Raw genomic sequence first — 24,677 nt, 5'->3', positions numbered from 1 at the left:
CCGCGGACTAGCCTGGCCGACATGGACTTCACCGCGCAGGCGCGGGCGGCCAAGGACGCCTCCCGCGCGCTGGCCACCGCCACCCGGGCCACCAAGGACGCCGCGCTGCACGCGATGGCCGATGCCCTCGCCACCGCCGAGGCCGACGTGCTCGCGGCGAACGCGACCGACGTCGCGGCCGCCGAGCAGGCCGGCACGGCGGCCTCTCTCGTCGACCGGCTGCGGCTGGACCCGTCCCGTCTCGCCGGCATGGTCGACGGGCTCCGCCAGCTCGCCGCGCTGCCCGACCCGGTCGGGGACGTGGTGCGCGGATGGAGCCGGCCCGACGGCGTCCAGGTGCGTCAGGTGCGGGTGCCGCTCGGCGTGGTCGGGATCATCTACGAGGCCCGGCCCAACGTCACCGCCGACGCCGCCGGCATCTGCCTGAAGTCGGGCAACGCCGTGCTGCTGCGCGGGTCCTCCTCCGCGCTGCACTCCAACACCGCCGTCACCGCCGCGCTGCGGGCCGGGCTGGAGCGCGTCGGTCTCGACGCCGACGCCGTCCAGCTGGTCACCGGCGGCCGCGAGGTGACCAAGGAGATGATGGCGGCGCGTGGACTGGTCGACGTGCTGATCCCGCGCGGGGGAGCGGGGCTGATCGAGGCCGTGGTCACCGGCTCCCAGGTGCCGGTGATCGAGACCGGCACCGGCAACTGCCACCTCGTCGTGGACGCCGACGCCGACCCCGGGACCGCGCTGGGGATCATGGTCAACGCCAAGGTGCAGCGGCCCTCGGTGTGCAACTCCCTGGAGACGATGCTGGTGCACCGCGACATCGCGGCCGGCTTCCTGCCGCGGGCGCTGGCGGTGCTGGCCGAGCACGGGGTGACGGTGCACGGCGACCCGGAGGTGGCCGCCCTCGACGAGGCCGTGGTGCCGGCGGAGGAGGACGACTTCACCGGCGAGGCGCTCTCTCTCGACCTCTCCGTGGCGGTGGTCGACGACCTGGACGCCGCCCTGGCCCACATCCGCCGCTACGGCAGCGGCCACTCCGAGACGATCGTCACGGAGTCCCGGCGGGCGGCCGACCGCTTCGTCGCCGAGGTGGACGCCGCCGCGGTGCTGGTCAACGCCTCCAGCCGGTTCGTCGACGGCGGCGAGCTCGGGTTCGGCGCGGAGATCGGCATCTCCACCCAGAAGCTGCACGCCCGCGGGCCGATGGGGCTGGCCGAGATGACCTCGACCAAGTTCGTCCTGCTGGGCGACGGCCAGGTCCGTGCCTGAGCACCGCGTCGACGAGCTGCGCACGCCGCGGCTGCGGATGCACCGCTGGGGACCGCGGGAGCGCGACGCCCTGGCGGCGCTCAACGCCGACCCCGAGGTGATGCGCTTCTTCCCCGGCACCCAGGACCGGGCCCGCACCGACGCCCTGGTCGACCGGGTGGAGGCCTGCTTCGAGGAGCGCGGCTGGGGGCTGTGGGCGGTCACCCCCGACGCCACCGGGGAGCCGGTCGGCTTCGTCGGGCTGCACCCGCTGCCCGCGGGCGTCCCGGGCGCCGAGGCCGGCGGGGTCGAGGTCGGCTGGCGGCTGGCCCGGCACGCCTGGGGCCACGGCTACGCCACCGAGGCCGCCACCGCCGCCGTCACGGTGGCCTTCGACATCGTCGGCCTGCCCGACGTCTGGTCGATGACCGCCGAGCTGAACACCCCGTCCCAGGCGGTGATGCGCCGGCTCGGGCTGACCCTGCACAGCAGGTTCGAGCACCCGGCGGTCCCGGAGGGCAGCCCGCTGCGCGCCCACGTCATGTACCGGACGACCGCCGGGCGGTGGGCGCAGCGGCGGTCCGAGGCGGACGAGGCCGCCGTCGGCAGCCGGTAGGCTGCCCGCCATGAACGCTGGACTCATCTTCCTCGAGGTGTCGGGTCACCACCGCGAGCTGTTCATGCCGGCCTGGGTGTTCGGGCTGGTGGCCTTCGCCATCCTCATGCTCGGCCTGATCGCGCTGTGGAGCTACTCCAACCGCCGGCCGCACAGCTGAGCGTGGAGGCCGCGTGACTGAGACCGGGCTGGCCCGGCGTCCCGACCGCCCGCACGGGCAGCGTTACCGGCTCGGTGTGATGGGCGGCACCTTCGACCCCATCCACCACGGCCACCTGGTGGCCGCCAGCGAGGTCGCCCACCAGTTCGCGCTGGACGAGGTGGTCTTCGTCCCCACCGGCGTGCCGTGGCAGAAGAAGGACCGCCCGGTCTCCGCGCCGGAGGACCGCTACCTGATGACGACGATCGCGACGGCGTCCAACCCGCGGTTCACCGTCAGCCGGGTCGACATCGAGCGGCCCGGCGACACCTACACCGTCGACACCCTCAAGGACCTGCGGGCCGAGCGCGGCGAGGACGTCGACCTGTTCTTCATCACCGGTGCCGACGCGCTGGCCAAGATCCTCACCTGGCGGGGAGCGGACGAGCTGTTCGACCTGGCCCACTTCGTCGGGGTCTCCCGGCCCGGGACCGAGCTGCGCGCCCCCGCCGTCGACCACCTGCCGGCGGAGCGGGTCACCCTGGTGGGGGTGCCGGCGCTGGCCATCTCCTCCACCGACTGCCGCGCCCGCGCCTCGGCCGGCGAGCCGATCTGGTACCTGGTGCCCGACGGCATCGTCCAGTACATCCAGAAGCGGGGCCTCTACCTGGCCCCGGACCAACCGCACGCGCCCGAACCCCGGAGAGACGCCCATGGTGGCCACTGATCGCGCCCTCGAGCTGACTCGCGCCGCCGCGGAGGCGGCCGCCGACAAGCTCGGCACCGACATCGTCGGCTACGACGTCTCCGAGCAGCTCGCCATCACCGACACCTTCCTCATCGTCAGCGCCGGCAACGAGCGTCAGGTCGGCGCGGTGGTGGACGGGATCGAGGAGAAGCTGCGCGAGCTGGACGCCAAGCCGACCCGGCGCGAGGGCTACCGCGAGCAGCGCTGGGTGCTGCTGGACTACCTCGACCTGGTGGTGCACGTGCAGCACGCCGAGGAGCGCACGCTGTACTCGCTGGAGCGGCTGTGGGGCGACTGCCCGCGTCTCGACCTCGGGGTGGAGGAGAAGCGGTGACCGCTGGCCGGCTGCTGCTGTGGCGCCACGGCCAGACCAGCTGGAACGCCACCGGACGCTTCCAGGGCCAGGCCGACATCGAGCTCGACGAGACCGGGCTGCGCCAGGCCGCCGAGGCCGCGCCGGTGCTGGCGCGCGAGGGCGTCACGAGGCTGTACTGCTCCGACCTGCTGCGCACCCGGCAGACCGCGGCCGCGCTCACCGAGGTGACCGGTCTGGAGCCGACGCTGGACAAGCGCTTCCGCGAGATCTCGGTCGGTGACTGGGAGGGCTGGACGCTGAACGACGTGCTCGCCGCCGACCCGGGCTACCTGGAGCGCGAGCGGGCCGGCGAGGACGTCCGCCGCTCGCCGACGGGTGAGTCCCTCGGGGAGGTGGCCACCCGGTTCTCCGAGGCCCTGCACGAGGTGGCCGAGGACGCCGAGGAGACCGACACCGTGCTCGTCACCACCCACGGCCTGGCCGCGCGGGTGGGCACCGCCGCCTTCCTCGGGCTCGACCTGGTCGCCGCCCGCCGCTTCGGCGGGCTGCGCAACTGCCACTGGATCCTGCTGGTCCACAAGCACGACGACTGGCGGATCGACGGCTGGAACCTCGGCGTCAGCGCGGAGCACCTGGAGGGTCTGGTCGGCTGACCGTCCGGCCCGGGCGCCCCCATCCCAACGCCCTGAGCCTGTCGAAGGGCGAGCCCCGCGCCCCGACGCGTCACTCCAACCGGTCGTCCCGGCAGGTCCGCGGCTGGAGGACGGGGGTGCAGCGGGCCACCAGGTCGCCGGGCAGCGAGACGAAGAAGTCGCTGTCCCAGCGCGCCGCCATCCCGGCGACCGGGAAGTCGGTGGAGACCACCTGGGCGCCGCTGCGCAGGGCGTCCTCCCGCATCTGCGTGTCGCCCGACAGCACCGTGCCCATCGGCACGTCGGAGCGGGTGCGCACCAGGTAGCCCTGACGCACCAGCCCGGCGATCTCCTCGACGTGGCCGCGGGGCTCGTTGCGCTTCATGAAGGCCGCCGACGGCGTCCCGGGCGCGGAGTCGGTGAACAGCACCCGGCCCTCGAGGCTGGGGTGGCCCTCGAGGTAGGCGTCGCGGACGGCGTTGGTGTTGTCCATCGCGAACAGCACCTTCCCCCGCGAGGAGGCCAGGGTCGGCCAGCCGTGCTGCAGCACCGACTCCTCCAGGGTGAGCCCGGGCCGCCGGACGTCGTCGGGGGTGATCAGCTGGTCGTCGTCGAAGACCGAGCGGATCTCGTCCTCCAGCGCGGCGAAGGTGGACTCGTCCCAGGCCGGGCTCTGCACCCCGCCGAGCGCCTCGAAGCGGTCCTCGCTCGACTTGAACTCCAGCATGATGACCATCGGCACGTGCCGCGGGTTCGCCGCGGACCAGTCGGCCACCTCCTGCAGGCAGCCGACCAGGGTGGGGCAGGTGGTGCCGTAGTCGGCGTCGACGATGTGGAACACCTTGGTGCCCGGCTGCTGCCAGGCCGGGTCCTCCAGCGGCGGCAGGCCCGCGTTGCGACGCACCAGCGGGTGGGCGTACAGACCGCCCTCGGGGTCGGGCAGGACGTCCAGCTCGAGCGAGCGCACCTCCTGCTCGGCCAGCTGGTCGGTCAAGGAGGCGTGGGAGTAGAAGAGGTTGGGGTCGGCGCCGGGGTCGACCTCGAGCTGGGCCTCCTGCTCGGCCCCGGAGAGCTCGCGGTGGTAGCTGTTGTGGGTGGCGACCACCTGGAGCTCGTTGATCCGGGTGGCCCGGTCGGTGGAGCGGTCGGCGACGGCCGGGCCGGGTGCGGCCTGGGTGGCGAGGGCCGCGGCGACGAGCGCGGTGAGGGCGATCGGGGTACGACGGGACATGGGTCCTCCGGGGGGTGAGAGGGCGGGTCGTCCCCATCGTCACCGGCCGGCGCGCGGCCGTCCGCAACAGCGGGGTGAACGTCTGCCGACCTCTGGTGGAACGGTCCCGGCCGTCGGATTTGTGCGGCGGCGACGGCCCGCGCTACTCTCTCCTGGTCCTCGCGAGGGGGCACCTCCACGAGGGGCTATGGCGCAGTTGGTAGCGCGCTTCCATGGCATGGAAGAGGTCAGGGGTTCGAATCCCCTTAGCTCCACCAGAAGGTCGTTGTTCAAACCAGCGTCATCACCGGTTTGAGTTCCAGACTCCGCCTTCCGTCCTTGGTGGCGGAGGGCGAGGGTCTGGACGTCCGGGTTGAGGAACACGTTGAACGGAACGCCGGGTTCGCTGTGAATAGTGTCGTCGTCGGTGACGATGAGCTTGTCGAAGAAGGCTTGGTTGGCGATCCGGCGTAGCGAGTCGTCGATGCTCATGTAGATGGCGTGCATGTCGCCTGCGAGGGCGAGGCAGTCGTCCAGGTGCGCCTTGGCCTGTTTGTATTCGATGTCGCCGGCGTTGATCTGTGCGTCGAGGAACGCGAGCCGTCGGGTGATGCGGTCCTGCGAACCTGCCGGTCACTGGCGCGAGAATCTGGTAGCCGGGCTGGCCCTTCTCCACCTGACGGCCGAGCTGTTGCCACTGCTTGTAGCCGGCCACGTACGACGGGAACGGCCCCGGCACCCGACCGGCCTCGAACGCCTCCATGTGTTGGAGCCAGATCAAGGTGGCGTTGTTGAAGCTCCTCGACCGGAGCCTCGCGGCGAATGCCAGCGCTCGTGCCCAATCAGCGCCGGAAACCAGTTGTTCGACCGCGCCGGTCAGCTTCTCGTGCAGCTCATCGAGCTTCGCCTCGCGTGCTTCGCGGGCTTCCTGCCTCGTTGCCATCTGGTCTGGCCTCCTCCCGGCATCGACCGCGCCCAGCAGAGGGCGGCGGTGCACAAACGAGGTGCGCCAGGAGAACCAGCAGGTATGTCGAGACGGTCAGCGGACTACGAGGTCGGTAGGTTGGCCGTCAGGAGAACTCGTGGTGCGCCTGACGTAGGACATACCGGCCTACCGGGAATCTCCAGCCCGGTGGGGCCCGGTGCCGAGATGCTCCCGATATCCCGCTCGTGATGCTCAGATCGGGAGCGGCGTTCAGCTCGCGCGAAGGGTCAGTTGCCGGTACTGGGTGGGGGTGAGCCCGACGTACTTGCGGAACTGCTGGGCGGCGTGTCCGCGGCTGCGCCAGCCGACCTGTCGCATCGCGGTCTCGATCGGCAGGTCGGTCTCCCGCAACGACTTGGCAAGGTGCTCTGCGCGCAGCATCGTCAGATACGCCAGTGGCGTCTTGCCGTAGGCGTCGGTGAACACCCGGCTGAGCTGTGAGGGCGACAGATGCACCCTCGCGGCCAACGCGCCGAGGGTCCAGGGTTCCTCCGGCGCCCGGTGCAGCAACTCAGCGGCCCTCCGCGCCTCGGCACGCAACGGCGCGAACTGCCGGTGGCGTGGCAGTGTGGGCCGAATATGCGCACGCTGCGACGACGATATCCGCACCGGGGAGACCTTGACGAACGGCGCGATCACGTGGGCGATGCTGAACCACACCGCCTCATCCGGTAGAAGTTCCGGGCGAAGCCACCGTCGATACTTCGCTCGACCAGCTCATCCAGCCACGGCATCAGCATCCCCGCGCGCTCCTCACCGAGGCGGAGTATCTGCGCCGGCTCGGAATAGACCGTCTCTGCGAACCCGTGCGCTTCGAGCCGATCCTGCAACAGCCCGGCGTGCTGCCAGAACACCTGGTCGATCACATAGTCGGTATCCAGATAGACCGTCGTGACCGTGATGTGGCCCTCAGGCTCACTGCCATACAAGGTGTTCGCGCCCAGCAGCACAACATCACCGACGTTCACCGGCTTCTGGCCGAACTCGCTGAACAGAATGGCTGATCCCGACCGTATGACGATGATCTTGATGCAGTCATACGCGACGGGGCCAATCGGGCGGTGAACCGTTCTGGTCCGCGCCAGGATCGGCTGGTAGTCGTGGATCGCTAGAGGCATCAGCCGCGCCGCGAAGCATGCCCGCACGAAGGCGACCTAAGTTCAGTGTTCGGGCGACCATCACGCGACAGGGCGATCACTGACGGGTGCTGCAACTCACCGTGTCGTGCGCCGTTGAGGTTTCACGGTCGTTCGGCAAGAGGACGCGCTTTCGCCGCCCACTTATCCCGTGGTCGTCTCCGTATGACGCCGGTCCACGGCCATCGTTCGGCTTCAGCCGAGGACGCCTCGATACCTGTACTCAGGCTTGTCCGTGACGCTGGCAAGAGGTGACGGCTGCGGGCACGCGCTCCGTCCTCCGCCGCCCGCTATCGGCTAGCGGGTAACTCGATCAGTGGATGTCTTGATGGCGGATGCTCCTCGTGGCGACGGCAGCGAGAGCGGCTGCGATGAGGATGAGCAGGATGGTCTGCCAGGGGTGCGGCTCGCCGTCGGGGAGCTGTGGGACGAGAGCGAAGGGTGAGGCATAGAGTGCCTCGGGTGGCACGAGGCGAAACTCGACAGTGAACTCGAGCGCCTGGAATGCCCCGAGCACGATGAACGCGATTGCCGTGGCGGCGCGTGGGATGGTGGCGAGCAGCAGAGTGGTGAGGGCGATGAACACCCACGCCGCGGGCGCTCGCAGTGCACCGGCGACAGCCAGCACCCCGAACGAGCCGGGGTCGGTGCCGAGCTGTGCGACGCCGATGCCGAGCCCGAATGCGAACAGCACGGCGAGTGCTGCCAGGGCCCCGGTAATGGCGTAGGCAAGCAGCCAGGAGGTGCGGGCGACGGGGCGGGAGAGGACGGCTTCGGCGCGGCCGCTGGTGACCTCCCCGCGGAGCCGGAGGGTGGTCTGGATGCCGAGGATGGCAGCGAACAGCGGGGAGAGGTAGAGGGCGACCTGGACCAAGCCGGCACCGCTTCCCGCGCCAGTGCCGAGGGCGAGGTCGATCTGTTCGTCCACGGTCGAGGACACGCCGCCGATCATGAGTCCGACGACAAGCGCGCCTGCGGCCCAGCCGATGACGGCCCCCCGGCTGGTGCGCAGGGCGAGGGAGGTGGGACCGCGCAGGGCGGCGTTGGCGTGCGCGGGTCCCACCCGTTCGGGAAGCAGCCCTGCGCCCAGGTCGCGCCGGGAGGCGATCCATACCGCAACCGCAGCGAGAGCGATTGTGAGCCCCAGGACCGGCAGGAGCATCCAGGCATTGTTATGAGCGAAGGGGCGGACGGCGGCGATCCACCCGAACGGAGACATCCAGTAGGCGTTCCCGCCGATGGCGTCGCCGGCGCCGCGGAGAAGGAAGAAGGCGGCCACGACCGCGACGGCGATACCGGTCGCGGCGCGGGCGGTCTGCACTATCTGCCCGGTCAGCGCGGCCAACGCTGCGGCGAGCAGCCCGAACGAGGTGACCTGTGCCCCGACCAGGACAGAGCCCCCCGCCGACGCGCCGATGCCGAGGAAGCCCACACTGGCGACGATCCCGGCTGTCAGCGATCCGGCTGCAGTGACACCCAGCGTTGCGGCCAGCGGGGCGGCGCGTCCAATCGCCGCAGAGCCGAGCAACTCGCTGGTACCGCTTTCCTCTGGAGCGCGGGTGTTGCGCACCACGGTGAGGACGGAGGCGAGGCTGACGAAGATCGCCGCGATCCCCAGCATCCGCCACAGCCCGACTCCGCCGACATCGGTGCTGGACACGGGGCCGATCATGAACAGCTCGCCCGCGCTGGCGTTGACGGACTCGGCCAGCGCTTCCCGGTCGGCCGCGGTCGGGTAGGTGGCGATGATGCCCGCGGCGATCACCACCAGCAGTAGCCCGGACAGCACGTACCAGGCGGAGCCGTGCAACCGCTCCCTGCGAAGCGTCAGCCCGAGCATCGGGCGAGTTCCAGTCAGTGTGTTCATGCCGTCGCTCCTGCCCGGCTCTTGGCGGTGCCGGTCTGGTCGTAGTAGTGCAGGAACAGGTCCTCCAGGGTTGGCGGGGCGACGGTGAGGGCCTCGATCCCGAAGGAGGCGAGCCGGCTCATCACCTCATCGAATCGAGTCGTGGTCAGTTCGACCCGGTGCCCGTCTACGGCGATCTCTTCGATGCCCGCGAGTGTGTCCAGACCAGTCGGCAGTCGGGTCAGGGTTGCGGTCACCACGGTCGTGGCGTGCCCGCGCAGCTCGGCAAGGGTGCCGGTGTCCACGACCTTTCCGGCGCGGACGATGCTGACCCGGTCGCAGAGCTGTTCGACCTCGGAGAGGATGTGGCTGGACAGCAGCACGGTGCTCCCCTCGTCCCGAGCCTCGTGCACGCATTGCTTGAACACCTCCTCCATCAACGGGTCCAGGCCTGCGGTCGGCTCGTCCAGGATCAGCAGTTCGGCCGTCACGCTCAGCGCGGAGACCAGGCCGACCTTCTGCCGGTTGCCCTTGGAGTAGGTGCGGGACCGCTTGGTCGGGTCCAGTTCGAACCGCTCGATCAGCGCGTCCCGGCGGGCGCGGTCCTCGCCGCCGTGCATCCGCGCGAGCAGGTCGATTACCTCTCCACCGGTCAAGTTCGGCCACAGGCTCACGTCGCCCGGCACGTACGCCAACCGTCCACGTACCTCTGGCGCGGCCGTCCACGGGTCGTGGCCCAGCACGCGGGCCGTCCCGCTGTCGGCACGCAGCATCCCCAGCAGCACCCGGATCGTGGTGGACTTGCCCGCCCCGTTCGGCCCGAGCAGGCCATGCACCTCCCCGGCGCTGATCTTCAGGTCCAGACCGTCTAGTGCACGCGCATGCCCGAACGACTTGGTGATCTGGCGCAACTCCACGAGGTTTGTCATGGCACCGATACTACACGAAATTCGTGAACTACATGAATCAAGAGTAGGGTGCCGTGAGAGACAGACTCGGTGACAGGAGGCCACGATGGAGGAACGAGACGACAAGTTCGTGGAGCGGTTCGCCGGCGTGCTGGCCCGATCCGGCTGGCCGCGCATGTCCGCCCGCATCTTCGCCGCTCTGATGGCGACGCCAGCCGGCGCACGCACTGCCGCCGAGCTGTCCGCGCAGCTTGGCGTAGGTCCGTCGGCGATCTCCAACGGTGCGAAGATGCTCCGCACCCTCAGTCTGGTCGACGTGACCCGGCAGAGCGATCGCCAGATCGTCTACGAAGTCCGCCCCGACGCCTGGATGGAAGCCGTCGCCCACAACGAGGACGCACTGCGCACCCTCGAAAGCATCCTCACCGACGGCGCACAGGCCACCACAGATCCGCGGGCCTCGGCGCGACTCATTGAGACCGCCGACTTCTTTGCCTTCCTACGCGCACAACTCCCAGCACTCGTCCAGCAGTGGCGCGCCATGCGCTGACTCGACACGCAACAGTCCCGAACTGAGCATGCACTCGGCAACTGATCCCGCTGACCTCACTGCACGTGCGCGCATCCGCGATGCAGCAACGGCGTTGTTCGCCGCCCTAGGCTTTTACGGGGCGAGTGTGAGAGCGATCGCGAGCGCCGCCGGGGTAAGTCCGGGGTTGGTCATCCATCACTTCGGTTCGAAGGAGGGCTTACGCCGGTTGTGCGATGAGCATGTTGTCTCCGCCCTGTTTGATGATCACTTCGAACAAAACTCATCGGGCAGCCTGGTCCGATCGTTGGCGGAGCAGGCGGGTGCTGCAAGCGCAGGGATCGATTGCGTCGCGCGGATGCTCGTGGAGCCGGGAACAGGCGGCGACGAATTGTTCAACCGCCTGGTGGTGAGCAGTGCACACCGCTTGGCCGCCGGGCAGGAAGCGGGCACAATCCGTTCCGGGTGCGACACCCGCGTCACAGTGCTGATCGTCACGGTGTGCGAACTTGGGCAACTCGTTCTGCGAGAGCGCTTCGGGAGTGCGTTGGGAGCCGATCCATTCTCGCGCGAGGGTGGAGGCAGGCTCACCGCGCCAACCCTGGATTGCTGAGCCACGGTCTCTATGTCAACGACACCACACTGGCTACCACTCGCGAGGCTTTAGCCCGACAGGACGACAGCACGCCGACGCCGTAGAACAGACGACAGACCGGCCCGAGAGCGAAGCGCGAGCATCAGCAGCACCAGCCACTGACGACGAAGCTGCCACGACGAAGCTGCCACGACGAAGCTGCCACGCGTCTGGCAGGTCGAGGTTGAGCGGGCCATATCGCATCGGATGCAACAGGCGGTGGCTGCTCACCTGACTGTCGCGAAGGAGGCAGCGGTGACGGTTTCGATGCGGGTCATGTCGGCCGGGGACGGCTACAAGTACCTGCTGCGCACGGTCGCCGCCGCGGACGGCGATCGATCACTGTCGACGCCCCTGACCCGCTACTACGCGGAGGCGGGACCACCTCCTGGTCAATGGCTCGGGTCGGGTGTCGCCTCGCTCGGCAAGGGCGAGGTCGCGGTGGGTGATCGCGTGTCGGAGGCTCAGCTCCAACTCTTGATGGGGATGGGGCGTGACCCGATCACGGGCGACCCCCTGGGGCCTGGCGTTCCCCGCCTACAAGTCCGTCTCGGAACGGATCGAGGCGAGGATCGCCGATCTGGACTCCTCCATGTCACCGGGTGCGAAGGGTGAGGCGGTCGCCCAGATGAAGGGCAGCAGTGGCGCGCCAACACCAGTCATCCGCCTCACGTGCATCGTCGAGTGACAGCCCCTTCCGCTCGGCGTCATTCTCCCCTGCGAGTGCAGGAAGGGCTCATCGGTTCCAGAATCCGTTCAAGGTCGTCCCGGAAGAGCGTTTGCATGGCGAGGGCTTCGAGCCCGGAGATCGAATCTGGGGCCAGGTTCGGGTGGGGTGCGATGAGCCGGGGAGTGATGAGGGCATGCCGAACTTCGTCGACCGGTGCAAGATGCACCGCGCCGGTCCACGCAGTGCCATCCCAGGTCGGAGTCGGAAGCTGCGTCAGCGCGACGTCGGAGAGTGCTTCGTTGTGGTCCGCGTCAACGGTTTGGGAGGCCGGTACAAGAATCTTGGCGCCCTTACCGGTCGAGACGACTCGCTCAGGGGTGACGTGAACCCAGAACGAGAGGTTTCTGTCTTGATCGAGCAGGATCACCACGTGGGGCAGGGCGTGGCGCAGCCAGTAGTCGAAGTGTTCACGGTCGTCCTCGGCAAACCACCACCCAGTGATCGTGCCCTCGGCGTCCTTCTGCGGGGATTTGAAGTATGACGACCCGGTCTTGACCTGGGCACCCATCACGGCGCCGAGTTCGTACCGGCGGGCATCTCGCGGCCGCAGATACAGATCGGTGCCTGTGTCGTGCCGGCTATCGATCACCCCTCCCCAGCCCAAGCGCTCGAACTGCGCCAAGACCTCAGACTCACCCGAGGTTCCCGTAGCTTCGCTTTTTGGCGCGCGCACCTACGCCTCCTCCGTTGCCTCGTCCGCAACAACGCGAACGTTGCGCATCGCAGAGCCAGTGAATATGAGCGGTATGAACGAGTCTCGAAATGCGATTCCCGGTGGACGCCGCGTAGGCCCGCCACCGGGAGGAGCGGTGAGAGGGAACCTCATCCCGACCGGAGCCTTGCCTGAAACATGGTCAGGGTGCGGGCCGCCCACTGGGTAACCGGGGTGAGCGGGAGCGTCCAGATAGTCGGGAAGGTCTGCCCGTCCTTCGAAGTGTTTCGTGGCCGCGACATGGAACATCGCCCCGTGGGCCCAGGCGATCATGTACGCCTCGCCGAGAACGGCTGGGACATCCACCCTCAACTGCGTCAGCTCCAGTCCTTGTCGATGCCTGTCCACCTTGGGTGCCTGTGCGAGAACTTCGATAACGGGGCGGTCGAAGATGTCCACGGCGTCCGGGCCGGTCAGCGCACCAACCGGGATAGTCCCATTTGTGCTGGGCGGAGTGGTGACGAATGAGACTTTGAGGTCATCACGAGCGCGGACTGAGAGACCGTGCTTGACCTTGTTGTGAGCAGCGTTGAGTTGGAGCTCATGTCCCACGAGTAGGTCGATAGCGAACTGGAGCCAGTCGGCGAACACGTTGGACGCCGAAGCAAGTTGCTCGGTCATCCCGCTTTGCAAGTCCTGCTCGCGGAGAACCAGACGGGCGAACTGCATCGGGGCCTCCGCCGAGGAGAAGGACTCGCGGAGCTGGCTCACGACCTGATCGAGGTGGTTTGGCCCGGCCGACAGGGCCTCCCAAACGCACGATTCGGCAACGTTCGTCCGTTGCGAGAGCGCAGCCGTCAACCGCACAAGCGCCTCAGCCGCATGATGCCGCAGGGCGTACGCGTCCGTGGCGACCTGTGTAGCAATGGACCTCGGCGAGGTCTCGGGTATGAATCCCACCGGCCGACCAAGGAGGCGAGCGAACCGCCCACGGGTCTCGGTCGCGTGCTGCTGTTCATCATCGGGTGCGGCCAGGGGATGCTCATCGCTGTCGACGTCCGACTCTGCCCACCGCAGCATCATGCCGATCCGAGCGCTGAAGTACCCGTATGGATCAGACGACAGGAACGTGTCGTCAAGCTCCTGACACTGCTCGGCCGTCAGGTCCGGCCCGGCTGGTGGCGGGTACATTCAACAAGCGTATGGTCGCGAAATCGGCCTGCCCAGTCGCCTCGCCGAGCCACCGGCACGCAGCGTGATCCACACCTCATACGAGGAGAGTAGGACGGACGGCTAGTCGGGGCGCTCCAGGACCGCGACCGTAGCTGTCCAGCTTCCTTCCTTCCGACAGGAATCACCCGTAGACTTCCTGATGAGGCGGATTTCTCCTCTGTAGCGCGCCGCTCGTGGCAGACCCCCGGGTCACTCTCCAACGCACTGCCTCACCAGATGCACTGTGCGATGGAGAGGAACAAGACCATGATCCGTCTGATCTGGACCGTCAGCGTCCACCCGCTACTTCCTGCGGCGCTACATGCCCACCAACATCCTGCTGGATGCGATCCGCACCCGCCGTGGATTGAAGTGGGGCATCCCCGCGATGCTGCTCGCAGCCCCGTACATCCTGATCGCGAACGTCTGTGTCGAACTTGTCGAGCGCGGCGCCCCTGGATGGCTCCACCTCATAGTGCTGTGGGCGGTCTGGAACATGCTCAAGATGCTCTGGATCGGGCCGGTCAGCGCTGTGCTCCTGATCCGCGCCCGTGTCCGCGAGTCCGTCACCGCCCGTCGCGAGCGCACCAGCTCGCCCAGCGAAGCAGACGACGCCGAAGAGCGGGCCGTGGTGGACGCGATAGGTGTCCGGTGAGGTGTGAGAACTCAGGCGCCGCCCCGGCGACGACCGCCGGCACGGATCGTCCCGCCGCACGCGAGCACCGCCGAGCGCACGGCCTCGTGGCTGACTGCGAGTCGCGCGGCGACCTGAGCGAGCGTCATCCCACCCGCATAGAGCTGGGCGACGTCCTGTCGGATCGCGTCCGGCAACTCTGGTCGGCGCGCTGCCAAGCCCGCCTGCCGAGCTATCTCCCGGACGGTGCCGCGGTGCACGTTGAACCGCCTTGCCAGCTCCCGCACAGGCACGCCATCGGCGTAACCGGCGATCAGCTCGGCTCGATTGGAGACGCTCAAACGGGTTTGAGACTGCCGAGAATTCTCACGCACGGGACCGCGCTCATCGGCGATCTGAGTACCCCGAGTGCGCGGCCGATGAGTCCGAGAACCCCGTAGAACGCGGGAGATCAGCGATCCGAGAGGCTTCCGGGGGTTTGAGAAGCTGCTACGGAGGCCCACCCATCGAGAGATCGAACTGCCCCGTCCGCGACGACGGGGCAGTCTCATGTCGCCCGAGGCGGGTGCGCGTCGAGGTGGTCGGAGAGGCCGGACGCGGCCTCCATGCGAGCAGCTCCAGCTCGGCGGGTGTGCCCGCCCCGATGATCGCGCCGTCGCCGATCGTGACGCCCGCCAGGATGGTCGCGTTTCGCCCGGCGCACATCGCCGGCTCCCGACCGAGCGACGCCGGGGCTCGGGGCCACGCGGCCGTGCCGCCGGATCCGGCCGAGGGCCGAGGAGCGGCGCGTCCGGGCGCCGACGCCTACCGCGCGAGGTCGCGTCCCGGGCTGAACCGCTCGTGGCGCAGCACCGCCAGCAGCCGGATCTTGCCCTCGGCCTCGCTGCCGGGCCGCGGGGTGAGCACCAGCAGCGCCTGGCCCTGGTCGGCGGTGAAGAGCACCTGGCAGTCCACCTCGATCGCGCCGACCTCGGGGTGCAGCAGCACCTTGGAGTCCTCGAACCGCCGGGCCGCCTCGTGTCGTCCCCACAGCGCGGCGAACTCGCTCGACTCCGCCAGCAGCGCCCGCACCAGCGCGTCGGCCCGCGACCCGCGTCCGGCCGCACCGTGCGCCACCCGCAGCGAGGCGACCAGGCTGCGGCCCTGCCGGTCGTGGTCCTCGTCCGGGTAGACCGAGCGGGCGGCCGGGTCGGTGAACCAGCGGTAGACGTCGGCGCGCGCCAGACCGGTTCGGGTGTCCGGGTCGCCGAAGACGGTCTTCGCCAGCTCGTTGGCCACCAGCGTCTCCCCGAGGGAGGACAGCACCAGCGCCGGCGTGTCGTCGAGCCGGTCCAGCACCCGCAGCAGGGCCGGCGCGACGTGGGTGTCCTCGGGGTCGCGCCGGGGGACGTTGTGCCCGGCCAGCCGGTACAGGTGGTCGCGCTCGTCGGCGGTCAGCCGCAGCGCGCGGGCCAGCGCCGACAGCATCTGCTCCGACGGCTGCGGGCCGCGGCGCTGCTCCAGCCGGATGTAGTAGTCGCCCGACATGCCGGTCAGTGCCGCCACCTCCTCCCGCCGCAGCCCGGGCGTGCGTCGCCGCGCCCCCGGTGGCAGCCCCACGTCGACGGGACGCAGCGCCTCGCGACGGCGTCGCAGGAAGTCGGCCAGCCCAGCTCGGTCCACGCCCCCATCCTGACCGCCAGACGTCCGCCCAGCCAGGGACCGCGGGTCCCCCGATCGGCGGTGCTCTCCCGCCCGACGCCCCCGCCGAGCACGGTGGGCGGCATGGACATCACCGGACACACCATCTTCGTCCCCGGCGCCACCTCCGGCATCGGGCTCGCCCTCGCGCTGCGGCTGCAGGCCCGCGGCAACACCGTCGTCATCGGCGGACGCCGCACCGAGCTGCTCGACCAGCTGGCCGCCGAGCACGGCTTCGACACCGTGCGCATCGACACCGCCGACCCCGCCTCGATCACCGCGGCGGCCGCCGAGGTGCTGCGGCGCCACCCCGACCTCGACGTGCTGATCGCGATGGCCGGGATCATGCGCGTCGAGGACTGGACCAGCGCCGACTTCCTCGTCGACGCCGAGGAGGTCGTCACCACCAACCTGCTCGGTCCGATCCGGCTGGTCGCCGCCTTCACCGAGCACCTGCAGACCCGTCCCGGCGCGACCATCCTCACCGTCTCCTCCGGGCTGGCCCACGTGCCGCTGCGGGTGACCCCGAGCTACAACGCCAGCAAGGCCGCCATCCACCAGCTCAGCGAGTCGATCCGGCTCCAGCTCGAGCCCGTCGGCGTCCGGGTGGTGGAGATCGTGCCGCCGTCGGTGCGCACGGCGCTGCTGCCGGGGCAGGAGACCTCGGAGTTCGCGATGCCGCTGGACGAGTTCGCCGACGAGGTGGTGCACCTGCTGGAGAGCCAGCCCGAGGCGACCGAGATCCTCGTCGAGCGGGTGGGCTTCCTCCGCTTCGCCGAGGTGCGCGGCGACTACCCGCAGGTCGTGGCCGCCCTCAACGCCGCCGACCCGCACGCCCGCTGACGCCTCCGCCGCCTCGCCGGGCGCGCCTCAGCCCCGCATCCGCGGGTCCTCGGTCGGGTCGGCGAACGACGGCGGGCAGCCGTCGTCGACGGCTTCCGGGCGCAGCTCGAAGTGCCACGGCTCGTTGCCGTAGACCTGGCACAGGCCGTGGTCCGCGCCGTGACGCCCCAGCCAGTAGGCGGCGTCGGTCGGTCCGATGTCGACGGCGTCCCCGGACACGTGCGGGGACGTCCCGGCGGTGGCCACCCACCGCTCGGCCTCGGCCCGCGAGCCGTAGGTCGCCACCGCCTCCGCCAGCAGCTGCTCCTGGTACTCCGCCGAACGCCAGCCGCTGTTGACCTGCAGCACCACCCCGTCCTCGGCGGCGTCCGCGGCCGCGGCGCGCAGGGCCGCCAGCAGCTCGGGGTCGAGCCGGGCGATGCCGGGCAGGGTGTCGTCGGCGACCGTGACGCCGTCGGGCAGCAGCCCGTCGGCGCTGGTGACGAGGCCGTCGACCTCGGCCGGCGGCGGGGCCTCCGCGCCGGTCGTCGGAGCCCACCCGGTGAGCGAGTGGTGGAGCAGGGTCAGGGTGAGGCCCACGGTGGCGAGGAGGAGGGCGACCGAGGCGGCGCGGGGTCCGCGGCGGGACCGGCGGAGCGGTGGTGCTGGTGCGGTCTGCATGGGCGCCAGCCAAGCCGCAGCGCTGTGGTCGGGGCGTATGGCGTTTCGGCTACAGCGGCGATATGTCCGGGCTCCTAGCATCGCCTCCATGCGTGTGCTGCTCGTGGAGGACGAGCCCGTCCTGGCGTCCGCGGTCCGCGACGGTCTGCGGCTGGAGGCGATCGCGGCCGACGTCGCCGGGGACGGCCACACCGCGCTGGAGCTGCTCGCGGTCAACCGCTACGACATCGCCGTCCTCGACCGCGACGTCCCCGGCCCGTCGGGTGATGAGATCGCCGGGCGGATCGTCGCCTCCGGCAGCGGACTGCCGATCCTCATGCTCACCGCCGCCGACCGGCTCGACGACAAGGCGTCCGGCTTCGAGCTCGGCGCCGACGACTACCTCACCAAGCCGTTCGAGCTGCGCGAGCTGGTGCTGCGGCTGCGGGCGTTGGACCGTCGGCGGGCCCACCACCGTCCGCCGGTGCGGGAGATGCTCGGGCTGCGCCTCGACCCGTTCCGCCGCGAGGTGTACCGGGACGGCCGCTACGTCGGTCTCACCCGCAAGCAGTTCGCGGTGCTGGACGTCCTGATGGCCGCCGAGGGTGGGGTGGTCAGCGCCGAGGAGCTGCTGGAGCGGGCCTGGGACGAGAACGCCGACCCCTTCACCAACGCCGTCCGGATCACCGTCTCCGCGCTGCGCCGCCGCCTCGGCGAGCCGTGGCTGATCGCGACCGTGCCCGGGGTCGGGTACCGGATGGGAGTGGTCGACGGGGACGGGCGTGGGTAGGCCACCGGGCACCAGCGTCCGGCTCCGCCTGACCGTCAGCTATGCCGCCCTCGTCCTGGTGGCCGGGGTCGGGTTGATCGCGGTGGTGTGGGTCTTCCTGCTGCGCTACGTGCCCGAGCGGGCCGTCGTCCTGCCGGTCGAACGGGTTCCCGGGGCCGGCTCGCGGACGCCGGGCGGCACGCTCTTCATCCCCGGCCAGTCGGACCTGTGGGAGGCCTTCGCGCCGAAGGCCGCCCTGATGCTGGCCCTGCTGCTGGTGCTCGGGCTGGTCGGCGGGTGGTTCCTCGCCGGCCGGATGCTGGCCCCGGTGCAGCAGATCGCCGCAGCCACCCGACGGGCCGGCAGCGGCTCGCTCTCGCACCGGATCGAGCTGCCCGGCCGCCGTGACGAGTTCCGCGAGCTGGCCGACGCCTTCGACGGGATGCTGGCCCGGCTCGAGGCCCACGTCGCCGAGCAGCGCCGCTTCGCCGCCAACGCCTCCCACGAGCTGCGCACCCCGCTGGCCATCACCCAGACGCTGCTCGACGTCGCCCGCCGCGACCCCGACCGCGTCACCGGCGAGCTGGTGCAGCTGCTCACCGAGGTCAACACCCGTGCCATCGACCTCACCGAGGCGCTGCTGCTGCTCAGCCGCGCCGAGCAGGCGTCCTCGGTCCGGGAGCCCGTCGACCTGTCGCTGGCGGCGGAGGAGGCGGCCGAGACGCTGCTGCCGCTGGCCGAGCGCCGCGGCACCACGCTGGAGGTCACCGGCGACCCGGCCCCGGTGGTCGGCTCGCCCGCGCTGCTGCTGCAGATGACGACGAACCTGGTGCACAACGCGATCGTGCACAACCTCCCCGAGGGCGGACTCGTCGCGGTGCGCACCGGCGCCGTGGACGGCGGGGTCGCGCTGACGGTGGAGAACACCGGGGCCGAGCTCCCCGCACCGCTGGTCAGCACCCTCACCGAGCCCTTCCAGCGCGGTGAGGGGCGCACCGCCGGCCACGCCGCCGGGGTGGGCCTGGGGCTGGCGATCGTGCAGACCATCGTCACCGCCCACGACGGCACCCTGATCCTGCGCGCCCGGCCCGGCGGCGGGTTGGGCGTGACGGTGCACCTCCCCGCCGCCGCTCAGAGCGCCGCTGCTCAGAGCGGACCGAGGACGTCACGGGGGTCGGCGTCCAGTGCCAGCCCGTCGAGCACCCGGAGCAGCTGACGCTCCTCGTAGCGGAAGTGGCTCTCCATGATCGCCGCGATCCCCTCCAGGTGGCGGTCGAGCTCGGCGGGTGAGGCCGTGCGGCGCACCGCTTCCTGCAGCCCGGTGAGCAGGTGCGCGATCATCGAGTGGTCCTGCTGCAGGTACCGCAGGGTGTCGGCCAGCCCGGGGTGCGCGGCGGCGATGGCGGGGAACAGCTGGCGGTCCTCGCCGCGGTGGTGGCCGTCCAGCGCGCTGCAGAAGCCGTGGCAGTACAGCAGCAGCTCCCGCGTCGCGGGCTCGACCGGGTCACCGGCGTCCACCGCCTCCCGGGTCACCCGCAACGCCTGGCGCAGCCGCTCGTGCACCGCTCTCAGCTCCCGGCTCCAGGCCACCAGCCTGCTCTGCTCGCCCTCAGTCACGGGAGGGCGGGAGGGACGACGTCGTCATCGTCGTGCTCCTTCTCGTCCGGCGCCTCCATGCCTGGCACTGCCTGCCACCGGCACGCGACGCTGACCTGCACCCTACCGGGACGCCGACGGCGACCTGCCGGTGCAGGGCGGTCGACCGCCGGAGCCGGGGAGTGCCTGGAAGCGGCGGCCGACCCCCGGCTCTGGTGCGCACGGGTCGTCCACCGCGCCGGCTCGGAGCCGTCCCAGCCGGCGGGTGCGCCACAATCGGCTCCCGACGGGGTGGTCGACGGGAAGCGGGAGCATGCGGGTACTGGTGGCGCCGGACAAGTTCAAGGGGACGCTGACGGGTCGGCAGGCCGGGGAGGCCATCGCGGCCGGGCTGCGCCGGGCCCGCCCCGACGCCGAGGTGGTCGTGCTGCCCATCGCCGACGGCGGCGAGGGCACCCTGGAGGCGGCGGTCTCCGCCGGCGCCGAGCTGCGCCGCACCGAGGTCCGTGGTCCGCTCGACGACACCGTGACCGCCGGCTGGGCGCTCTTCGACGACGGCCGGGCCGTGGTCGAGACGGCCCTGGCCAGCGGTCTGGCCCTGGTCGACCCCGACCCCCGTACCGCGGCCGCCGCCCACTGCTGGGGCGTCGGTGAGCTGGTCGCGGCCGCCCTGGACGCCGGCGCCCGCGAGCTCGTCCTCGGCATCGGCGGCTCGGCGATGACCGACGGCGGGTCGGGTGCGCTGCGGGCGCTCGGGGCCCGGCTGCTGGACGCCGACGGGGCGGAGGTCCCGCTGGGCGGGGCCGCCCTGGGCCGGGCCGCCACCCTCGATGTGAGCGGGCTCGACCCCCGGCTCGCCAGCACCCGGATCTCCATCGCCTGCGACGTCGACAACCCGCTCACCGGCCCCGAGGGCGCCGCGGCCGTGTTCGGCCCGCAGAAGGGCGCCGACCCGGCGACCGTCCGGCTGCTCGACGACGCCCTGACCCGCTGGGCCGAGCTGCTGCGGGCCACCACCGGCGTCGACGTCGTCGTCCCCGGCTCCGGGGCCGCCGGCGGCTTCCCCGCCGCCTTCCTCGCCACCACCCCGACCCGGCTGGTCAACGGCTTCGACCTCGTCGCCGAGCTGGTCGGCCTGGCCGACGCGGTCGCCGGCGTCGACCTCGTGCTCACCGGGGAGGGCTCCCTGGACGCCCAGTCGCTGCGGGGCAAGGGCCCGATCGGGGTGGCCGAGCTGGCCCGCCAGCACGGCATCGACGCGCTCGCGCTGGCCGGGGTGGTCAGTGCCGGTGCGGAGGAGCTGGCGGCCCGAGGCGTGGTCGGCTCGGCGGCGCTGGTGGAGGTGGCCCCGACCCGCGAGGCGGCGCTCACCGAGGCAGCCCGCTGGCTGGAGGAGGCGGCCGCCCGGCTGCTCACCGCCCACACCCGCTGACCCCGCCCAAGCCGGTCAGGAATCGAGAAGCACCCCGGCGGTGCGCCTCCGTAGCGTGAGGAGTACACCGACCGAGGGAGGCACCATGACCACCAGCGAGAGCACCGGAGCCCGCAGCAGCGAGGTCTTCTCCGACTACGAGAAGCAGGCGATGAAGGAGCGCGCCGCCGAGCTCAAGGCCCAGTCCGGGCGGCGCGGGAAGAAGGACGGCGAGGCCGACGTGCTGGCCAAGATCGCCGAGATGCCGGCCGACGAGCGCGCGATCGCCGAGGGCCTGCACGCCCTGGTGAAGGAGGTGCACCCGACCTCGACCTGCAAGACCTGGTACGGGATGCCGGCCTACCAGCGCGACGGGCGCACGATCGTCTTCTTCCAGAGCGCCACCAAGATGCAGACCCGCTACTCCACCGTCGCCTTCGACGGCGCGGCGAACCTCGACGACGGGCCGATGTGGCCGACGTCCTTCGCGGTCACCCGCTGGGACGACGCCGTCGCCGCCCGTGTTCGGGAGCTGCTGGAGCGCGCCTTCAGCTGAGCGACTGGTGCTCCGGCGCCCCGACCACCTGCCCGGCGTAGGCCAGCCCGCCGCCGAAGGCGAAGAGCAGGACCGGGGCGCCGGGCGGCAGGGGGTTCTGGCGCAGCAGCTTCGACAGCGCCAGCGGGATCGAGGCGGCCGAGGTGTTGCCCGACTCGGTGACGTCGGTGGCCACCACCGCCTGCTCGGCGCCGATCTTCGCCGCCAGCGGTTCGATGATGCGCAGGTTGGCCTGGTGCAGCACGATCGCGGCCAGCTCCGACGGCGCGATCCCGGCCCGCTCGACCACCTGCTGCGCGATCGCCGGCAGCTCGAAGGTGGTCCAGCGGAACACCGCCCGGCCGTCCTGGGCGAACTTGTCGCCCTCGTCGGGGTTGATCCGCACCGCCTGCCCGAGCTCGGGCACCGAGCCCCACAGCACCGGGGAGATCTGCTGCTCCTCGCTCGCCGTCACCAGCATCGCCCCGGCCCCGTCGGCGGTGAGCACGCACGTGGTGCGGTCGGTGAAGTCGGTGAAGTCGGTGAGCTTCTCCGAGCCGATCACCAGAGCGGTGCGGGCCGAGCCGACCGCGATCGCCTGCTGGGCCAGCGCCAGCGCGTGCGGGAAGCCCGAGCACGCGACGTTGACGTCGAGCGTCGCCGGCCGGTGCGCCATCCCCAGCGCGTGGGCGACGGCCGCGGCGGTGTTGGGGGAGCGGACCGCGTTCGTGCAGGTGGCCACCAGCACCAGGTCGACGTCGGCGGCGTCCCACCGGCCGACCGCGAGCGCATCCCGGGCCGCCGCGGTGGCCATCGTCACCACCGTGTCCTCCGGCCCGGCCCAGCGCCGCTCGCGGATGCCGACCCGGCGGCTGATCCACTCGTCGGAGGTCTCCACCAGCTGTTCGAGCTCGGAGTTCGGCACGACCCGAGCCGGCTGGAAGTGACCCAGGGACACCACACGCGAACCGATCACGACGTCGCAGCCTACGCGACCGTAGGTATCCGTTCTCCTCCGTCTCTTGACTGGTTGTACGAAGTTACGTAGTTTGTGAGACATGAGCGACGAGCGGTGGCAGGAGCTGGCCGAGCAGGTGCAGCGGCTGACCGAGCGTCTGGACGCCCTGGAGACCGCGACCCCGGCCGGGAGCGGCTCGGTGGAGGTCGACCTCTGGGCGATCGAGGGACTGAGGCAGCGCGCCGGGGCCGAGGTCGCCGACCTGGTGCTGATGGCCGGCGAGGTGGCCACCGACGCCGGGCCGGTCGCCTGGCAGTGGGCGCGGCCCGCGGCGGTGCTGTCCGACCCGGACGCCGACGCCGTCGACCACGTCGCCACCCGGCTGGCCGCGCTCGGCTCGCCGGTGCGGCTCCGGCTGGTGCTCGCGGTGCTCCGCGGCCGCACCACCGTGGCCGAGCTGACCGAGCTGGAGGAGATGGGCACCTCCGGGCAGATCTACCACCACATCCGCAGCCTGACCGCCGCCGGCTGGCTGCGCAGCACCGGACGCGGCCGGGTCGGCGTGCCGCCCGACCGGGTGGTGCCGCTGCTGGTGGCCGTGCTGGCGGCCGAGTGAGAGGGGACGGGATGCGGATCGGGAGGACGGTGGCCGCCGTGCTGAGCGGGCTGGTCGTGCTGGTGGGGGCGGTGGCGCTGCGCCCCGCGCCCACCCCGCTGCCGGAGACGGCGGTAGGCGACCAGGCGCTGGCCGAGCGGGTGCGGGCCGTGGTCGGGGAGGAGCGTCCGGCTGTCGCGGTCGCGGTGGTCACCGCCGACGGCACCCGCACCGCCACCATCGGCGCCCAGCCCACCGACCGGTTCGAGATCGGGAGCATCAGCAAGGGGCTGACCGGGCTGCTGCTGGCCCAGGCGATCGAGCGGGGCGAGGTCACCGAGCAGACCACGGTGGGCGAGCTGCTGCCGCTGGAGGGTGCCCCGGTGGCCGACGTCACCCTGCAGCAGCTCGCCACCCACACCTCCGGGCTCCCGGTGCAGCCGCTGTCGCTGCGCCAGGCCGGCAAGAACATCTGGTCCACGCTGTCCGGGGCCAACCCCTACGACAACACGCTGGATCAGGAGCTGGCCGAGGTGCGCGGGCTCGAGCTGGACGCCCGGCCCGGCACCTACTCCAACCTCGGCTTCGAGCTGCTCGGGCACGCGCTGGCCGCGGCTGCCGACCAGCCCTACCCCGAGCTGCTCCGCGAGCGGGTGCTCGAGCCGCTGGGGATGAGCGGGACGACCGTGCCGACCGGCCCGGCGGAGCTCGACGGACGTGACCTGGTCGGCCAGAACGCCAACGGCCGGCGGATGGAGCCGTGGGTGGGGGAGGCGATGGCGCCCGCGGGCGGCGTCCGCTCCGACGTGGAGGACATGGCGCGGCTGGCGCAGGCGCTGCTCACCGAGCAGGCGCCGGGGGTCGAGGCCACCCGACCCCGGGTCGGCTTCGACGAGGACCGGATCGGCTGGGCCTGGATCACCAGCACCACCGACGACGGGCGCACGATCACCTGGCACAACGGCGGGACGGGTGGGTTCTCCTCCTGGCTGGGCGTGGACCGCGAGGCCGGCACCGCGGTGGTGGTCCTGTCGGCCACCAGCGCGTCGGTCGACGGGGCCGGCCTCGCACTGCTCGAGCAGGGGGTCTGAGGATGGCGACGATGGTCGGGTGGGTCGCGATGGTCGGCCTGGCCGGGTGGTTCGCCGTCCGCACCTGGGTGCCCCGGCTCGCCGCTGCCGACCGGCGCTCGCTGGTCTCGGACGGGGTGTCGGCCCTCGTCGTGCTGCTGCTCGGGCGGGCGATCACGCCGATGCCGGGGGTGCTGTCCTGGTGGTGGGTGGCCCTGGCCGTCGGGGTCGCGGTCACGGTGGCGCGGGCCGTCTGGCGCGGTGCGGGGTTGCCGTGGACGGGCCCGGCCGGCGGCGACGTCAGCACGCACCCGCGCTGGACCGTCCCGGCGCTGGTCAGCGTCTCCCTGCACGCCCTGCTCGGGGTCCTCGCCGTGGTGGTGCTGGTCTGAACGGCACCCGGCCGGACGGC

Annotated in this window: 31 protein-coding genes and 1 tRNA gene; 19 read left to right on the top strand and 13 right to left on the bottom strand. The window is 71.3% G+C overall.

The genetic code is table 11. The features are described 5' to 3' along the window. Nucleotides 1-21 precede the first annotated feature (21 nt). The 6 genes from DT076_RS18065 to DT076_RS18045 are packed head-to-tail and all read left to right on the top strand — an operon-like array spanning nucleotide 22 to nucleotide 3,714. A complete protein-coding gene (locus DT076_RS18065; RefSeq protein WP_114128095.1) occupies nucleotides 22-1,263 on the top strand; it encodes a glutamate-5-semialdehyde dehydrogenase in 1,242 nt (413 codons plus the stop codon). Then, nucleotides 1,256-1,858 carry a GNAT family N-acetyltransferase gene (locus tag DT076_RS18060; RefSeq protein WP_233494057.1) on the top strand — a complete coding sequence of 201 codons (603 nt, stop codon included), beginning with the start codon at nucleotides 1,256-1,258 and terminating at the stop codon, nucleotides 1,856-1,858. The genes DT076_RS18065 and DT076_RS18060 overlap by 8 nt, the downstream gene beginning before the upstream one ends. 10 nt (nucleotides 1,859-1,868) lie before the next feature. Next, nucleotides 1,869-2,018, top strand: coding sequence for a hypothetical protein (locus tag DT076_RS19505; protein ID WP_157973972.1), 150 nt, complete (start codon nucleotides 1,869-1,871; stop codon nucleotides 2,016-2,018). A 13-nt stretch (nucleotides 2,019-2,031) separates the two neighbouring features. After that, entirely contained in the window at nucleotides 2,032-2,724 is a 693-nt protein-coding gene (gene nadD, locus DT076_RS18055; protein WP_114128094.1) for a nicotinate-nucleotide adenylyltransferase, read from the top strand. Next, the gene (gene rsfS / locus DT076_RS18050) at nucleotides 2,711-3,079 is read left to right on the top strand and encodes a ribosome silencing factor (RefSeq protein ID WP_114128093.1); all 369 of its coding nucleotides are present in this window, start codon (nucleotides 2,711-2,713) and stop codon (nucleotides 3,077-3,079) included. Before nadD ends, rsfS begins: the two co-directional genes overlap by 14 nt. Continuing rightward, a complete protein-coding gene (locus DT076_RS18045; RefSeq protein ID WP_114128092.1) occupies nucleotides 3,076-3,714 on the top strand; it encodes a histidine phosphatase family protein in 639 nt (212 codons plus the stop codon). Before rsfS ends, DT076_RS18045 begins: the two co-directional genes overlap by 4 nt. Before the next feature lie 70 nt (nucleotides 3,715-3,784). On the opposite strand, the gene DT076_RS18040 is transcribed toward DT076_RS18045, so the two are convergent. After that, the gene (locus DT076_RS18040; RefSeq protein ID WP_114128091.1) at nucleotides 3,785-4,924 is read right to left on the bottom strand and encodes a phosphatidylinositol-specific phospholipase C1-like protein; all 1,140 of its coding nucleotides are present in this window, start codon (nucleotides 4,922-4,924) and stop codon (nucleotides 3,785-3,787) included. Between the two features lie 181 nt (nucleotides 4,925-5,105). On the opposite strand from DT076_RS18040, the gene DT076_RS18035 reads away from it, so the two are divergent. Continuing rightward, nucleotides 5,106-5,181 (top strand) — tRNA-Ala (locus DT076_RS18035). A 26-nt stretch (nucleotides 5,182-5,207) separates the two neighbouring features. Here DT076_RS18035 and DT076_RS20160 read toward each other — a convergent pair. The 5 genes from DT076_RS20160 to DT076_RS18015 form a co-directional block, all read right to left on the bottom strand. Next, the gene (locus tag DT076_RS20160; RefSeq protein ID WP_233494056.1) at nucleotides 5,208-5,846 is read right to left on the bottom strand and encodes an ArdC family protein; all 639 of its coding nucleotides are present in this window, start codon (nucleotides 5,844-5,846) and stop codon (nucleotides 5,208-5,210) included. A 252-nt stretch (nucleotides 5,847-6,098) separates the two neighbouring features. Continuing rightward, entirely contained in the window at nucleotides 6,099-6,527 is a 429-nt protein-coding gene (locus tag DT076_RS20155; RefSeq protein ID WP_233494055.1) for a helix-turn-helix domain-containing protein, read from the bottom strand. After that, nucleotides 6,524-7,033 carry a hypothetical protein gene (locus tag DT076_RS20150; protein ID WP_233494054.1) on the bottom strand — a complete coding sequence of 170 codons (510 nt, stop codon included), beginning with the start codon at nucleotides 7,031-7,033 and terminating at the stop codon, nucleotides 6,524-6,526. The genes DT076_RS20155 and DT076_RS20150 overlap by 4 nt, the downstream gene beginning before the upstream one ends. Nucleotides 7,034-7,337: 304 nt before the next feature. Next, nucleotides 7,338-8,891, bottom strand: coding sequence for an ABC transporter permease (locus DT076_RS18020; RefSeq protein WP_114128090.1), 1,554 nt, complete (start codon nucleotides 8,889-8,891; stop codon nucleotides 7,338-7,340). Beyond that, complete coding sequence (locus DT076_RS18015; protein WP_114128089.1) at nucleotides 8,888-9,799, bottom strand: ABC transporter ATP-binding protein; 912 nt, start codon at nucleotides 9,797-9,799, stop codon at nucleotides 8,888-8,890. Before DT076_RS18015 ends, DT076_RS18020 begins: the two co-directional genes overlap by 4 nt. 85 nt (nucleotides 9,800-9,884) lie before the next feature. Here DT076_RS18015 and DT076_RS18010 point away from each other — a divergent pair, with 85 nt between their 5' ends. The 3 genes from DT076_RS18010 to DT076_RS20375 all read left to right on the top strand — a co-directional run bounded on the left by DT076_RS18010 (nucleotide 9,885) and on the right by DT076_RS20375 (nucleotide 11,556). Further along, nucleotides 9,885-10,328: a GbsR/MarR family transcriptional regulator gene (locus DT076_RS18010; protein ID WP_114128088.1), complete on the top strand. Its 444-nt coding sequence runs from the start codon at nucleotides 9,885-9,887 to the stop codon at nucleotides 10,326-10,328. Between the two features lie 127 nt (nucleotides 10,329-10,455). Continuing rightward, nucleotides 10,456-10,920 carry a TetR/AcrR family transcriptional regulator gene (locus DT076_RS20380; protein WP_407642746.1) on the top strand — a complete coding sequence of 155 codons (465 nt, stop codon included), beginning with the start codon at nucleotides 10,456-10,458 and terminating at the stop codon, nucleotides 10,918-10,920. Nucleotides 10,921-11,148: 228 nt separating this feature from the next. Further along, a complete protein-coding gene (locus tag DT076_RS20375; RefSeq protein WP_325048388.1) occupies nucleotides 11,149-11,556 on the top strand; it encodes a relaxase domain-containing protein in 408 nt (135 codons plus the stop codon). Between the two features lie 92 nt (nucleotides 11,557-11,648). Here DT076_RS20375 and DT076_RS17995 read toward each other — a convergent pair whose 3' ends face one another. Both DT076_RS17995 and DT076_RS17990 read right to left on the bottom strand, forming a co-directional pair. After that, on the bottom strand, nucleotides 11,649-12,344 hold the full coding sequence (locus tag DT076_RS17995) for a DUF4365 domain-containing protein (RefSeq protein ID WP_267896850.1): 696 nt from the start codon (nucleotides 12,342-12,344) through the stop codon (nucleotides 11,649-11,651). Beyond that, nucleotides 12,345-13,514 (bottom strand): hypothetical protein, encoded by a 1,170-nt coding sequence (locus tag DT076_RS17990; RefSeq protein WP_114128086.1) that lies wholly within the window; start codon nucleotides 13,512-13,514, stop codon nucleotides 12,345-12,347. A gap of 343 nt (nucleotides 13,515-13,857) precedes the next feature. Here DT076_RS17990 and DT076_RS17985 point away from each other — a divergent pair, with 343 nt between their 5' ends. Beyond that, nucleotides 13,858-14,190, top strand: a complete 333-nt coding sequence (locus DT076_RS17985) for a hypothetical protein (protein WP_114128085.1) — start codon at nucleotides 13,858-13,860, stop codon at nucleotides 14,188-14,190. A gap of 11 nt (nucleotides 14,191-14,201) precedes the next feature. On the opposite strand, the gene DT076_RS17980 is transcribed toward DT076_RS17985, so the two are convergent. Together DT076_RS17980 and DT076_RS17970 are read right to left on the bottom strand one after the other, a co-directional pair. Next, nucleotides 14,202-14,510 carry a helix-turn-helix domain-containing protein gene (locus tag DT076_RS17980; RefSeq protein ID WP_114128122.1) on the bottom strand — a complete coding sequence of 103 codons (309 nt, stop codon included), beginning with the start codon at nucleotides 14,508-14,510 and terminating at the stop codon, nucleotides 14,202-14,204. Nucleotides 14,511-14,973: 463 nt separating this feature from the next. After that, nucleotides 14,974-15,831 carry a helix-turn-helix transcriptional regulator gene (locus DT076_RS17970; protein ID WP_114128083.1) on the bottom strand — a complete coding sequence of 286 codons (858 nt, stop codon included), beginning with the start codon at nucleotides 15,829-15,831 and terminating at the stop codon, nucleotides 14,974-14,976. Between the two features lie 102 nt (nucleotides 15,832-15,933). On the opposite strand from DT076_RS17970, the gene DT076_RS17965 reads away from it, so the two are divergent. Beyond that, nucleotides 15,934-16,692 (top strand): SDR family oxidoreductase, encoded by a 759-nt coding sequence (locus DT076_RS17965; protein WP_114128082.1) that lies wholly within the window; start codon nucleotides 15,934-15,936, stop codon nucleotides 16,690-16,692. Between the two features lie 27 nt (nucleotides 16,693-16,719). Here DT076_RS17965 and DT076_RS17960 read toward each other — a convergent pair whose 3' ends face one another. After that, on the bottom strand, nucleotides 16,720-17,352 hold the full coding sequence (locus tag DT076_RS17960) for a M15 family metallopeptidase (protein ID WP_114128081.1): 633 nt from the start codon (nucleotides 17,350-17,352) through the stop codon (nucleotides 16,720-16,722). Nucleotides 17,353-17,440: 88 nt separating this feature from the next. Here DT076_RS17960 and DT076_RS17955 point away from each other — a divergent pair, with 88 nt between their 5' ends. Continuing rightward, nucleotides 17,441-18,121, top strand: coding sequence for a response regulator transcription factor (locus DT076_RS17955; RefSeq protein WP_114128080.1), 681 nt, complete (start codon nucleotides 17,441-17,443; stop codon nucleotides 18,119-18,121). Beyond that, a complete protein-coding gene (locus DT076_RS17950; RefSeq protein ID WP_114128079.1) occupies nucleotides 18,114-19,316 on the top strand; it encodes a sensor histidine kinase in 1,203 nt (400 codons plus the stop codon). The genes DT076_RS17955 and DT076_RS17950 overlap by 8 nt, the downstream gene beginning before the upstream one ends. Here DT076_RS17950 and DT076_RS17945 read toward each other — a convergent pair. After that, entirely contained in the window at nucleotides 19,247-19,717 is a 471-nt protein-coding gene (locus tag DT076_RS17945; protein WP_114128078.1) for a hemerythrin domain-containing protein, read from the bottom strand. The two genes, DT076_RS17950 and DT076_RS17945, sit on opposite strands and share 70 nt — an antisense overlap. 292 nt (nucleotides 19,718-20,009) lie before the next feature. On the opposite strand from DT076_RS17945, the gene DT076_RS17940 reads away from it, so the two are divergent. Continuing rightward, nucleotides 20,010-21,128, top strand: a complete 1,119-nt coding sequence (locus tag DT076_RS17940; protein ID WP_114128077.1) for a glycerate kinase — start codon at nucleotides 20,010-20,012, stop codon at nucleotides 21,126-21,128. Between the two features lie 85 nt (nucleotides 21,129-21,213). Further along, the gene (locus tag DT076_RS17935; RefSeq protein WP_114128076.1) at nucleotides 21,214-21,663 is read left to right on the top strand and encodes an iron chaperone; all 450 of its coding nucleotides are present in this window, start codon (nucleotides 21,214-21,216) and stop codon (nucleotides 21,661-21,663) included. Here the strand turns inward: DT076_RS17935 and DT076_RS17930 are convergent. Next, nucleotides 21,656-22,618, bottom strand: coding sequence for a beta-ketoacyl-ACP synthase 3 (locus DT076_RS17930; protein WP_114128075.1), 963 nt, complete (start codon nucleotides 22,616-22,618; stop codon nucleotides 21,656-21,658). The genes DT076_RS17935 and DT076_RS17930 overlap by 8 nt on opposite strands. A gap of 82 nt (nucleotides 22,619-22,700) precedes the next feature. Between DT076_RS17930 and DT076_RS17925 the strand changes: the two genes are divergently transcribed. Genes DT076_RS17925 through DT076_RS19725 form a run of 3 tightly spaced genes read left to right on the top strand, consistent with a single transcriptional unit; the run spans nucleotide 22,701 to nucleotide 24,657 of the window. After that, nucleotides 22,701-23,216 (top strand): ArsR/SmtB family transcription factor, encoded by a 516-nt coding sequence (locus DT076_RS17925; protein ID WP_114128074.1) that lies wholly within the window; start codon nucleotides 22,701-22,703, stop codon nucleotides 23,214-23,216. Nucleotides 23,217-23,227: 11 nt separating this feature from the next. Then, nucleotides 23,228-24,286 (top strand): serine hydrolase domain-containing protein, encoded by a 1,059-nt coding sequence (locus tag DT076_RS17920; protein ID WP_199539284.1) that lies wholly within the window; start codon nucleotides 23,228-23,230, stop codon nucleotides 24,284-24,286. A gap of 2 nt (nucleotides 24,287-24,288) precedes the next feature. Beyond that, a complete protein-coding gene (locus DT076_RS19725; protein WP_199539283.1) occupies nucleotides 24,289-24,657 on the top strand; it encodes a hypothetical protein in 369 nt (122 codons plus the stop codon). Nucleotides 24,658-24,677 lie beyond the last annotated feature (20 nt).

Source organism: Desertihabitans brevis (assembly GCF_003327535.1).
Classification (GTDB): Bacteria; Actinomycetota; Actinomycetes; order Propionibacteriales; family Propionibacteriaceae; genus Desertihabitans; species Desertihabitans brevis.
Note: the sequence above shows the minus strand (reverse complement) of the source record. Positions and strands in the feature narration are given on the sequence as shown.

Bases quoted from the DNA above. Each gene is read 5' to 3' on its own strand.
- DT076_RS18065 (WP_114128095.1), top strand. From the start codon at position 22: ATGGACTTCACCGCGCAGGCGCGGGCGGCCAAGGACGCCTCCCGCGCG.
- DT076_RS19505 (WP_157973972.1), top strand. From the start codon at position 1,869: ATGAACGCTGGACTCATCTTCCTCGAGGTGTCGGGTCACCACCGCGAG.
- rsfS (WP_114128093.1), top strand. From the start codon at position 2,711: ATGGTGGCCACTGATCGCGCCCTCGAGCTGACTCGCGCCGCCGCGGAG.
- DT076_RS18040 (WP_114128091.1), bottom strand. From the start codon at position 4,924: ATGTCCCGTCGTACCCCGATCGCCCTCACCGCGCTCGTCGCCGCGGCC.
- DT076_RS20160 (WP_233494056.1), bottom strand. From the start codon at position 5,846: ATGGCAACGAGGCAGGAAGCCCGCGAAGCACGCGAGGCGAAGCTCGAT.
- DT076_RS18020 (WP_114128090.1), bottom strand. From the start codon at position 8,891: ATGAACACACTGACTGGAACTCGCCCGATGCTCGGGCTGACGCTTCGC.
- DT076_RS18015 (WP_114128089.1), bottom strand. From the start codon at position 9,799: ATGACAAACCTCGTGGAGTTGCGCCAGATCACCAAGTCGTTCGGGCAT.
- DT076_RS18010 (WP_114128088.1), top strand. From the start codon at position 9,885: ATGGAGGAACGAGACGACAAGTTCGTGGAGCGGTTCGCCGGCGTGCTG.
- DT076_RS20375 (WP_325048388.1), top strand. From the start codon at position 11,149: ATGCAACAGGCGGTGGCTGCTCACCTGACTGTCGCGAAGGAGGCAGCG.
- DT076_RS17990 (WP_114128086.1), bottom strand. From the start codon at position 13,514: ATGTACCCGCCACCAGCCGGGCCGGACCTGACGGCCGAGCAGTGTCAG.
- DT076_RS17985 (WP_114128085.1), top strand. From the start codon at position 13,858: ATGCCCACCAACATCCTGCTGGATGCGATCCGCACCCGCCGTGGATTG.
- DT076_RS17965 (WP_114128082.1), top strand. From the start codon at position 15,934: ATGGACATCACCGGACACACCATCTTCGTCCCCGGCGCCACCTCCGGC.
- DT076_RS17960 (WP_114128081.1), bottom strand. From the start codon at position 17,352: ATGCAGACCGCACCAGCACCACCGCTCCGCCGGTCCCGCCGCGGACCC.
- DT076_RS17955 (WP_114128080.1), top strand. From the start codon at position 17,441: ATGCGTGTGCTGCTCGTGGAGGACGAGCCCGTCCTGGCGTCCGCGGTC.
- DT076_RS17940 (WP_114128077.1), top strand. From the start codon at position 20,010: ATGCGGGTACTGGTGGCGCCGGACAAGTTCAAGGGGACGCTGACGGGT.
- DT076_RS17935 (WP_114128076.1), top strand. From the start codon at position 21,214: ATGACCACCAGCGAGAGCACCGGAGCCCGCAGCAGCGAGGTCTTCTCC.
- DT076_RS17925 (WP_114128074.1), top strand. From the start codon at position 22,701: ATGAGCGACGAGCGGTGGCAGGAGCTGGCCGAGCAGGTGCAGCGGCTG.
- DT076_RS17920 (WP_199539284.1), top strand. From the start codon at position 23,228: ATGCGGATCGGGAGGACGGTGGCCGCCGTGCTGAGCGGGCTGGTCGTG.
- DT076_RS19725 (WP_199539283.1), top strand. From the start codon at position 24,289: ATGGCGACGATGGTCGGGTGGGTCGCGATGGTCGGCCTGGCCGGGTGG.